Below are 9841 nucleotides of genomic sequence, written 5' to 3'. Positions count from 1 at the left end.
GATCATCGCCGCGCTGGATGTCCACGGGACCGGTCGCCGCCTGACGCACGCCGGCCTGCGCCGCCTTCACGATGCGGCGTGCCCGCGCGAGGGATTCCTCCTGCTCCATGCCGCGGGCACGGTAGACGAGAGCCAGCTCGTTCTCGTCGATGTCGAGATCTCCCGCTGATGCGTGTGCGTCCTCGTTGGCCTCCGTCGCCGCGAGCAGTTCGCGCTGGGAACGTACCGAGACGAACTCGCCTGCTCCCATCGACAGTGCGCCGGCCAGGAGACCGGCGATCCCGCTGAAAAGCACGAAGCCGGAGCTCACGCCCGTCGCGCCGATCCCGAGCACCAGCGCGAGGTTGCTCACCAGGCCGTCGTTGGCGCCGAACACGGCCGCGCGGAACGAACCGGACAACCGCCTGCGACCACGCGCCGCGAGTCCGCGCACGACCTCGTAGTGCACCTTCTCGTCTGCCCTCATGGCCGGAGTGGCGTACTGCTCCGAATCGTAGGGCGACCGTGCCTCAGCGCTCTGTGCGAGGGCGAGCACGAAGATCGATCCGAAACGACCGGCCATCCATCCGAGTAGGCGCGAGCGGACCCCGGCGCGGGGCAGACGCCGCGGTTCCTCACCGAGGAGATCGAGCCAATGCTGCTCATGGCGACGTTCCGCATCGGCGAGGCTCAGCAGGATGTCGCGCTCTTCGCCTTCTCGGCGTGCAGCGAGCTTCTGATAGACGGCGCCCTCGGCGCGCTCCTCGACCAGGTAGCGCGCCCAGCGCCGACGATCGGCGGGGGTCGGGGTGGCGGCAGCGGGGGCTGTCATGGATCCTCCAGAGATGGCGGCGCCCTATGCGTGGGCAACCGTTCAACGCTATCCGCGGATGCTCAGCACGACCTCACCCAGGCGCGGATTGACAGCATTTCGGGGATCCGAAGCGCCGTCCCTGCACGGGCGGGGCGCAGATCATGTCAGGACCGCACGCGCTTCCGAAGAACCTCGATGCGGGATTGCAGCTGCGTCACGGTGGCCTGCGCGACTGCCGGTCCTCCGCAGATGCGGCGGAGCTCGGCATGCACCGCGCCGTGCGGCTCACCCTTCTGGCGCGCGTAGAGGCCGACGAGGCTGTTCAGCAGCTGCCTCTGCTCCTTGAGGGTGCGGTGCAGGGGCGGGGGAAGCGTCGTCGACTCGTCGGGCGGTGTGGAGGCCTCACGTGCCTCCCGCAGGCGTGACTGGCGGGACTGACGTTGCATGAGGAGCTCATGCACGTGCTCCGGCTCGAGGAGACCGGGGAAGCCGATGAACTCCTCCTCCTCCGGGGTCCCCGGTTCGGCCAGCTGACCGAACTCCTGTCCTTCGAAGACCACGCGGTCGAAATGGGCGACGGACGAGAGCGCCTGGTAGCTGAACTCCTGCGTCAGCGCGTCCGAGGTCTCCTCCTCACGGTTCGCACTCTCGAGCAGCGAATCCTCCAGGCCGTCGTCTTCCTTCGACTGCCGGTCGAGCGCATGGTCACGCTGCTTGTCCATCTCGTTCGCAAGCCCCATGAGCACGGGGACCTGCGGAAGGAACACGCTCGCGGCCTCGCCACGACGCCGGGCTCGCACGAACCGGCCGATGGCCTGAGCGAAGAACAGCGGAGTCGAGGACGACGTCGCATAGACCCCCACGGCGAGACGCGGCACGTCGACGCCCTCCGACACCATGCGCACGGCCACCATCCAGCGGGAGTCGTTGGCGCTGAACTTCTCGATCCGCTCCGACGCCGTCGCATCATCCGAGAGCACGACCGTGGCCTGCTGGCCCGTGATGCTGTGCAGGATCTTCGCATACGCGCGCGCGACCGTCTGGTCCGTCGCCAGTACGAGACCGCCGGCATCGGGGACGTGGTGGCGGATCTCCGTGAGCCGTCTGTCCGCGGCCGACAGGACGGCCGGCATCCACTCGCCCTCGGGATCGAGCGCCGTGCGCCACGCCTGCGACGTCACGTCCTTGGTGTTGTCCTGGCCCAAGTGCGTCTCGAGCTCGTCGCCGGTGGTGGTGCGCCAGCGCATCTTGCCGGCGTACATGTGGAAGAGCACGGGCCGGACGACGCCGTCGGCCAGTGCCCGGCCGTAGCCGTAGTTGTAGTCGGTGCGCGAGATGCGGGCGCCGGACTCATCGGGGTGGTACTCCACGAACGGGATGGGCGCCGTGTCGCTGCGGAACGGCGTGCCGGACAGCAGCAGGCGCCTCTTCGCCGGCCCGTACGCGTCTCGGATGGCGTCGCCCCAGCTCAGCGCATCGCCGCCGTGGTGAACCTCGTCGAGGATCACCAGGGTCTTGGCGTCCTCCGTGAGATGCCGGTGCACCGAGGACTTCGCGGCGACCTGCGCGTACGTCACGACAGCGCCGTGATAGTGCCGAGCCGGTGCCCAGTCGCTGTTGCGGAAGCGCGGGTCGAGGCGGATGTGCACGCGTGCCGCGGCGTCCGCCCACTGGGTCTTGAGATGCTCGGTCGGTGCGACCACGATGATGCGGTTGACCTCGCCCATGCGCATGAGCTCGACGGCGAGGGTGAGTGCGAACGTGGTCTTGCCTGCGCCGGGTGTGGCGGCGACGAGGAAGTCGCGCTGATCCGCCGCGAAGTACTGTTCGAGGGCCTCCTGCTGCCAGGCACGCAGCTTGTTCGCGGTTCCCCATGGGGCACGCTGAGGAAAGGACGGAGAGAGCATCGAGTCCACGATAATCGCTGCCGGGGACACCGGATCACTCCCCGCGATTCCCGCGCGTGCCCTGCCCCGCACCGAGCCCTGCGGGTAGGCTCGGTCACTGCGTCGCGATCACCGCCGCGTCGCTGATCGTTCGCGAAGGAGAGCTGGATGACCGACCAGGATTCGACTCGGACCCCTTACATCCCGAACGAGACCGCGCACCCGTGGCGCCGATTCGTCGCGGTCGGCGACTCGTTCACCGAGGGCATCGGCGACCCCGATCCGGCGCATCCGGGGAGCCACCGCGGGTGGGCAGACCGCGTCGCCGAGGTGCTCGCCGCGCAGGTCGACGACTTCGCCTATGCGAACCTCGCCGTCCGCGGCAAGCTGATCGCCCAGATCGTCGCCGACCAGATCGAGCCGGCCGTCGCGCTGCGCCCCGATCTGGTCTCCATCTGTGCGGGCGGCAACGATGTGATCCGGCCCGGCACCGACCCGGATGCGATCGCGAGCCAGCTCGACGACGCCGTCGCCCGGCTGTCCTCCACCGGCGCCGCCGTGCTGTTGTTCACGGGCATCGACACCGCCTTCACGCCGGTCTTCCGCGCCTTCCGCGGAAAGGTCGCGATCTACAACGAGAACGTCCGCACCATCGCCGAGCGATACGACTGCATCGTGGCCGACCAGTGGGCGCTCAAGGTCGTGCAGGACATGCGCTTCTTCGACGATGACCGACTGCACTACAACGCGCTCGGCCACCACGAGGTGGCCCGCATGGCGTTGCGTGCCCTGAACGTGCCGAACGATCTCGAGGCCATGCAGCCCGAGCCGTTCCCGCTGCGCACCTGGCGAGAGGCACGCTCGGAAGACCTGGGCTGGGCCAGGGAGCACCTGGTTCCGTGGGTGCTCAGAAGGCTCCGTCACCAGTCATCTGGCGACAACCTCGCTGCGAAGCGTCCGGAGCCCTCCCCCGTCGTCCTTCCCGGGAGGGACTGAGCGTCAGGCCTTCATCGCCCAGAGTGCGACCGCTGCCGCAGATGCCACGTTGAGGGAGTCGACCCCACCGGACATCGGGATCGTGACGACGGTGTCCGCTCCGTCCATGGCCTCGCGCGAGAGTCCGTCGCCTTCCGACCCCATGACCAGCGCGACCCGCGCCGGACGTGCGGCCGCATACGCGTCGAGCGTCACCGCGTCGTCGCGCAGCGCCAGCGCGGCGATGTCGAAGCCGTCGGTGTGGAGATCCGCGATCGCGGACTCCCAGTCCGTGATACGCGTCCACGGCACCTGGAAGACGGTGCCCATGCTGACTCGGACGCTGCGCCGGTACAGCGGATCGGCCCCGCCCGGAGAAACCAGCACCGCGTCGGCGCCGAGACCTGCTGCAGCACGGAAGGCTGCTCCGACGTTGGTGTGATCCCCGATGTTCTCCAGGATCAGCACGAGGGAGGCGCCGTCGATCACCTCGCGGACGGAGGGCAGCTCTGGTCGGTGCATGGAGGCGATGGTGCCGCGGTGCACCGCGAAACCCGTCACCGCCTCCGCCACCTCGTCCGGAACGACGTACACCGGCACGTCGAGGTCACCGACGATGGCACGGATGTCGTCCACCCTGCGCTCCTGCACCAGGACGGAGCGGGGACGGTGACCGGAGGCGACCGCGCGCGCGATCACCTTCGTCGATTCCGCGATGTAGAGACCACCGGACGGCTCCGACAGTGCTCGTAGGGCGGTATCGGTGAGGCCGCGGTAGTCGTCGAGACGTCGGTCGGCGGCGTCGGTCACAGGCAGGAGATCCACGATGTCCACTCTGCCACCGTCAGGACACGGCGCAGCACCGGTCGCTGGGGCGTCGGCGGCTCTCGTGGAGGCCCTGGTCGGCCTCGGCACCGTAGACTCGCTCGAGGAGGTCTTGTGAGCGTGTCCATTTCCGCCGAGCTGTCGGCCACCATCGCCCACGCCGCCGAGCTGCTGCGCGAGAAGCGCATCGCACTCCTCACCGGCGCCGGCATCTCCACCGATTCCGGCATCCCCGCCTACCGTGGCGAAGGCGCGAGGACGCGCAGCGATCCGATGACGATCCAGACCTATCTGGGTGACGAGGCGGCGCGCCGGCGCTATTGGGTCGGCGGGCACCTGGGCTGGCGCGCTTTCGCGAGAGCCGAGCCGAACGCGGGACACATCGCCCTGGCGCAACTCGAAGCATCGGGGAACGTGTCCGGCGTGATCACCCAGAACGTCGACGGACTGCATCTGCGGGCCGGGAGCTCGCACGTCATCGAGGTCCACGGGACCATGCGTCGCGTGCTGTGTCTGCAGTGCGGTCAGGTCTTCGATCGCCGCGACGTCGCCGTGCAGATCGAGGAGCTCAACCCCTGGATCACCGTGCCGGAGAACGTCGCTCTCGCCCCCGACGGCGACGTGCTCCCGGAGAGCACGGAAGGCTTCGTCATCCCCGCGTGCACCGTCTGCGCGGGCATGCTCAAGCCTGACGTGGTGTTCTTCGGCGAGTACGTGCCACAGGATCGCTTCCGCGCAGCGGAGTCGCTGCTGCGTTCGAGCTCCGCCCTGATCGTCGCGGGCTCCTCCCTCGTGGTCAACTCCGGTGTCCGCCTCGTCGAGCGTGCGCGGCGACGTAACATCCCCCTGATCATCGTCAACCGTGAGCCGACGCGCGCGGATGCCTGGGCGCATGTGACCATCGCCGCGGGCACCAGCGACGTGCTCCCCGCCCTCCAGGAACTCCTCTCGTGACCCACCTCACCCTCGTCCGCCACGGTCAGACCGACTGGAACCTCGCGCGGCGCATCCAGGGCTCCACCGACATCCCCCTGAACGAGAAGGGACGCGAAGACGCGCGATGGGCCGCGGAGAAGCTCGCGGCAGGAACCCATCACGCCGTGTACACGAGCCCGTTGCTGCGCGCCAAGGAGACCGCGGAGATCATCGCGGAGCGCCTGGGGCTGGAAGTCGCCGGCGTCGTCCCCGACATCCGCGAGCGCGAGTTCGGCGATGGTGAGGGCATGCTCGTGCCCGACTACATCGCGACGTATGGCGACTGGCACGCGGAGGTTCCTGGTGCGGAGTCGCTGCACGAGGTGGGAGAACGCGCGATCGAAGCACTGCACACGATCGCTCGCGAGGCGCGGCGTCGGTCCTCCCCGCGTGCGGAGTCGGTCATCGTCGTCGCTCATGGTGGCGTGATCCGCGCCGTGATCGACCACGTCTCCGGCGGCACTCTCCCGCGCGACGGCGAGGTGCTGCAGAACGGCTCGGCGCACCGGTTCGTCGCCGCACCGGGCTATCTCCGTCTGCTGGAGGAGACGCCCGTCCTCTGATCAGACGGCGCGGGACACGACCGAACGCGCGTGACGGAGGACCGGCTCGTCGATCATCCGTCCATCGAACCGGAACACGCCGCGCTGCGACTCGGCCGCAGTGAGCACGGCGCGCGCCCAGGTGAGCAGCGCGTCGTCCGGACGGTACGCCGCACGGATCGTCGCCACCTGGTTCGGATGGATGCAGGCCGTCGCACGGAATCCCGAAGCGGCGGCGTCGATCGCCTCCTCCTCGAGTCCAGTGAGGTCATCGATGTCGATGTGCACGGCGTCGATGGCTGCTTTGCCGTGCGCACCGGCTTCGAGGAGGACACGCGCTCTGGCGTACCTGGCGATGTCGCGATACGCGCCGTCCGCGTTGCGCGAAGACGTGCCTCCCAGGGAGGCGACGAGATCCTCGGCCCCCCACATCAACGCGGACACCTGCGGGTGTGCGGCGATGCGGTCGGCTGCCTGGACGCCGCGGGCGGTCTCGCACAGGGCGATCAGCGAGTACCTCTCGTCGAACGCCGACAAGCTGTCCGCACGCTCGGTCTTCGCCACCATCACGGTGCGGAAGTCGGTCTGAGCCAGCGCCGCGAGGTCTGCGGCGAAGGCCTCGGTGTCGGGGGCGTTGACGCGCACGACCACTCGAGAGGGGTCGACATCGGCGGCGATCACGTTCCTGCGCGCTTCGTCCTTCGCCTCCGGGAGCACCGCGTCCTCGAGATCGAGGATGATCGCATCAGCCCGCTCCGCGGCTTTCCGGAAGCGCTCCGGCCGGTCGGCAGGGCAGAACAACAGCGCCGGACCGAGGTCGAACGTCATGCGGGGGATCCTTCCGGACGGCAGTGGACGAGCACCGAGCGGACGGCCGTGGCGACGACGGTACCGTCCTGGTTCCGGCCGGTGTGGGCGATCTTCACGATCCCCTGCCCCGGCCGGGAGGAGGAGAGCCGCTTCTCGACGACCGTGCTCTCGGTGTAGAGGGTGTCTCCCGCGAACAGCGGATGCGGGAACGCGACATCGCCGAAGCCGAGCTGTGCGACGAGGGTCCCCTGCGTCAGCTGCGCGACGGACGAACCCACCATGGTGGACAGAGTCCACATCGAGTTCATCAGTCGCGCGCGGAACGGCTCCTGACCGTCGGCGAAAGCCGCATCGAGGTGCAGGGCCTGCGTGTTCATGGTGAGGGTGGTGAACAGCACGTTGTCGGCTTCGGTCGCAGTTCGTCCTGGGCGGTGCAGGTAGCGGGCGTCGGTCTCGAACTCCTCGTAGTACAGACCCCTCTGGACGACGTCGTGCGTGCTCATACCGCCACGCTACCCGGCGAGTCCGAGACCGCGGGCGATGACCAGCAGCTGCACCTCGGTCGTGCCCTCGCCGATCTCGAGGATCTTGGAGTCGCGGTAGTGCCGTGCCACGGAAAACTCGTTCATGAAGCCGTTGCCGCCGAAGATCTGCGTCGCGTCTCTCGCGTTGTCCATCGCCGCCTCGCCCGCGACCAGCTTGGCGATGGCCGCGGCTTCGGCGAACGGCTTGCCCGCGTCTCGGAGTCGTGCCGCGTGATGCCAGGCGAGGCGTGCCGTGTGCACCCGTGCGCGCATGCGGGCCAGAGTGAACTGCGCGTTCTGCCGCGTGCTCAGGGCGGCCCCGAAGATCGTGCGGCTCTTGGCGTACTCGACAGCGGCCTCCAGGCATCCTTCGGCGGCGCCGGTCGAGAGGGCCGCGATCGCGATGCGTCCTTCGTCGAGGATGCTGAGGAAGCTGCGGAAGCCGCTCCCCCGCGTACCCAACAGGTTGGAGGCGGGAACCCGTGCGCCGTCGAAGGTGAGGGGATGTGTGTCCGACGCGTTCCACCCGACCTTGTCGTACGGCGCTTCGACCGTGAACCCCGGTGTCCCGTTCGGCACGATGATGGTGGAGATCTCCTTGCGCCCATCCTCGTTCCCGGTCACCGCCGTGACCGTGACGAACCGCGTGATGGGGGTCCCGGAGTTCGTGATGAACTGCTTCGAGCCGTCGATCACCCACTCGTCGCCGTCGAGGCGCGCCGTGGTCCTGGTCGCACCGGCATCGCTGCCGGCCTCCGGCTCCGTGAGGCCGAAGCCCGCCAGGGCTCGCCCGGCGAGCAGGTCCGGCAGCAGTTCCTGGCGCTGCTCCTCCGAGCCGAAGCGGTAGATCGGCATCGCGCCGAGGCTGACCCCTGCTTCGAGCGTGATCGCGATGGACTGGTCGACGCGCGCGAGCGCCTCGATCGCGATGCCGAGTGCCATGTAGTCGCCGCCCTGTCCGCCGTATTCCTCGGGGAACGGTAAGCCGAACAATCCGAGATCGCCCATCTGGCGAACGACGTCCATCGACAGCGTGTGCGTGCGATCGGCCTCGTAGGCCTGCGGTGCGACGACCGTGTCGGCGAATTCGCGCACCATGGCGGCGAGCTCGCGCTCCTCGTCGGTCAGCTCTTCCATGTTCAGCTCTCCTCCGTCGTCACGCGGGCTACCGGCTGGTCACGCCGCACCTGGTCGCCGACCGCGACCAGCAGATGCACCACACCGTCATGCGGTGCCAGTACCGGGTGCTCCATCTTCATCGCCTCGATCGAGACGAGGGCTTCTCCCGCGGACACCGTGTCGCCGTCGGTCACGTGCACCGCCACGACGCTGCCCGGCATGGGGGCACGGCCCTCCGGCTCGGTCGCCGCAGCTCCCGCGTCTCGTGCGGACAACCGGCGCTGCATCCGCTGTCGCCTGTCGAGAGGGCGCAGGCGTATCGTGCGACCTTCCTCCGCGACCCAGACCGCTCCCTCGGCATCGACTGCGGCCAGCACGCCCGCTCTGGAGGGGGAAGGAGACGCTTCATCGAGCTCGACCTCGTCGCCGTCGTCCGTGAGCGCGACGAACGGAGCATGCGGCGCGTCCTGGGTCCCCAGGCGCCACCCGGGCAGCTCACGCCACAGCGGGCTGGTGCGCACCGATGCGGGGGGATCCGAAACGGCGTCCCGCGCCGCAGCCAACTGAGACGCCGAAGGCTTCACCGTCTCGAGGGGAAGCAGGGACTCGATGAGACCGGTGTCGAGATCGCCTTCGATGACCCGCGCGTCCTGGCACAGCATCCGCAGGAACGCGATGTTGGTCTCGACGCCCAGCACGACGGTGCTCGCGAGTGCTCGGTCCAGTCGTGCCAGTGCCGTGGCGCGGTCATCGGCGAAGGCGATCACCTTCGCGATCATCGGGTCGTAGAATCCGGTGACCTCGCTGCCGCTCTCGATGGCCGCATCCACGCGGACACCCGGCGGTGGGTCGAAGAGGAGCACCGTCCCCGTGGACGGAAGGAAGCCGCGCTCAGGGGCCTCCGCGTACACCCGAGCCTCGACCGCGTGGCCGCGCAGGCGAGGTGTGACGTCCAGGGGAAGACCCGCTGCCGCGCGGAGCTGAAGCGCGACGAGGTCGAGTCCGGTGACCTCCTCGGTGACGGGGTGCTCCACCTGGAGCCGCGTGTTCATCTCGATGAAGAAGACCTCGTCCGGCGCGTCGGCATCCACGAGGAACTCGACCGTGCCGGCCCCCACGTAGGAGACGCTCTCGGCGGCGAGCACCGCGGCGGAGAGCAGGCGCTCGCGCGTGTCGGCCGGGATCCCCGCCGACGGGGCCTCCTCGATGACCTTCTGATGCCGGCGCTGCAACGTGCACTCGCGTTCGCCGAGGGCGATGACGGTGCCGTGCACGTCGCCGAAGACCTGTACCTCGATGTGCCGTGGTCGTCTGATCAGCCGCTCGAGGATGAGCGCGTCGTCTCCGAAAGCGGCGGACGCGACCCGGCGGGCGGAGGCGAGAGCGCCGCGG

The 9841-nt window shown here is 69.1% G+C and carries 10 protein-coding genes; 3 read left to right on the top strand and 7 right to left on the bottom strand.

Features of this window, described 5'->3' with window-relative positions; translation table 11 throughout:
- Both AX744_RS01805 and AX744_RS01800 read right to left on the bottom strand, forming a co-directional pair.
- Positions 1-811 (bottom strand): VIT1/CCC1 transporter family protein (locus tag AX744_RS01805; RefSeq protein WP_061015225.1); only part of this gene is annotated, 811 nt, incomplete at its 3' end.
- A 146-nt stretch (positions 812-957) separates the two neighbouring features.
- Entirely contained in the window at positions 958-2700 is a 1743-nt protein-coding gene (locus AX744_RS01800) for a DEAD/DEAH box helicase (protein ID WP_058631214.1), read from the bottom strand.
- A 147-nt stretch (positions 2701-2847) separates the two neighbouring features.
- Here AX744_RS01800 and AX744_RS01795 point away from each other — a divergent pair, with 147 nt between their 5' ends.
- Positions 2848-3675, top strand: coding sequence for an SGNH/GDSL hydrolase family protein (locus AX744_RS01795; protein ID WP_058631166.1), 828 nt, complete (start codon positions 2848-2850; stop codon positions 3673-3675).
- Between the two features lie 3 nt (positions 3676-3678).
- Here AX744_RS01795 and AX744_RS01790 read toward each other — a convergent pair whose 3' ends face one another.
- Positions 3679-4479 (bottom strand): TrmH family RNA methyltransferase, encoded by an 801-nt coding sequence (locus AX744_RS01790; RefSeq protein ID WP_061015224.1) that lies wholly within the window; start codon positions 4477-4479, stop codon positions 3679-3681.
- 120 nt (positions 4480-4599) lie between these two features.
- Between AX744_RS01790 and AX744_RS01785 the strand changes: the two genes are divergently transcribed.
- Both AX744_RS01785 and AX744_RS01780 read left to right on the top strand, forming a co-directional pair.
- Entirely contained in the window at positions 4600-5433 is an 834-nt protein-coding gene (locus AX744_RS01785) for a Sir2 family NAD-dependent protein deacetylase (protein WP_231728720.1), read from the top strand.
- The gene (locus tag AX744_RS01780) at positions 5430-6017 is read left to right on the top strand and encodes a histidine phosphatase family protein (protein ID WP_046747010.1); all 588 of its coding nucleotides are present in this window, start codon (positions 5430-5432) and stop codon (positions 6015-6017) included. The genes AX744_RS01785 and AX744_RS01780 overlap by 4 nt, the downstream gene beginning before the upstream one ends.
- On the opposite strand, the gene AX744_RS01775 is transcribed toward AX744_RS01780, so the two are convergent.
- The 4 genes from AX744_RS01775 to AX744_RS01760 form a co-directional block, all read right to left on the bottom strand.
- Positions 6018-6824, bottom strand: coding sequence for an HpcH/HpaI aldolase/citrate lyase family protein (locus tag AX744_RS01775; RefSeq protein ID WP_061015222.1), 807 nt, complete (start codon positions 6822-6824; stop codon positions 6018-6020).
- Positions 6821-7309, bottom strand: coding sequence for a MaoC family dehydratase (locus AX744_RS01770; protein ID WP_061015221.1), 489 nt, complete (start codon positions 7307-7309; stop codon positions 6821-6823). Before AX744_RS01770 ends, AX744_RS01775 begins: the two co-directional genes overlap by 4 nt.
- A 9-nt stretch (positions 7310-7318) precedes the next feature.
- On the bottom strand, positions 7319-8467 hold the full coding sequence (locus tag AX744_RS01765) for an acyl-CoA dehydrogenase family protein (RefSeq protein WP_058631162.1): 1149 nt from the start codon (positions 8465-8467) through the stop codon (positions 7319-7321).
- 2 nt (positions 8468-8469) lie between these two features.
- A partial coding sequence (locus AX744_RS01760; RefSeq protein WP_061015220.1) for an ATP-binding protein occupies positions 8470-9841 on the bottom strand: 1372 nt, incomplete at its 5' end.

The sequence above is a fragment of the Microbacterium sp. CCH5-D1 genome, assembly GCF_001557335.1.
Classification (GTDB): domain Bacteria; phylum Actinomycetota; class Actinomycetes; order Actinomycetales; family Microbacteriaceae; genus Microbacterium; species Microbacterium oxydans.
The sequence above is the reverse complement of the archived record's forward strand: the minus strand, read 5'-3'. Positions and strand labels throughout refer to the sequence as shown.

Excerpts from the sequence above, each read along its gene's own strand:
- AX744_RS01800 (WP_058631214.1), bottom strand. The coding sequence starts at position 2,700 with ATGCTCTCTCCGTCCTTTCCTCAGCGTGCCCCATGGGGAACCGCGAAC.
- AX744_RS01795 (WP_058631166.1), top strand. The coding sequence starts at position 2,848 with ATGACCGACCAGGATTCGACTCGGACCCCTTACATCCCGAACGAGACC.
- AX744_RS01775 (WP_061015222.1), bottom strand. The coding sequence starts at position 6,824 with ATGACGTTCGACCTCGGTCCGGCGCTGTTGTTCTGCCCTGCCGACCGG.
- AX744_RS01770 (WP_061015221.1), bottom strand. The coding sequence starts at position 7,309 with ATGAGCACGCACGACGTCGTCCAGAGGGGTCTGTACTACGAGGAGTTC.
- AX744_RS01765 (WP_058631162.1), bottom strand. The coding sequence starts at position 8,467 with ATGGAAGAGCTGACCGACGAGGAGCGCGAGCTCGCCGCCATGGTGCGC.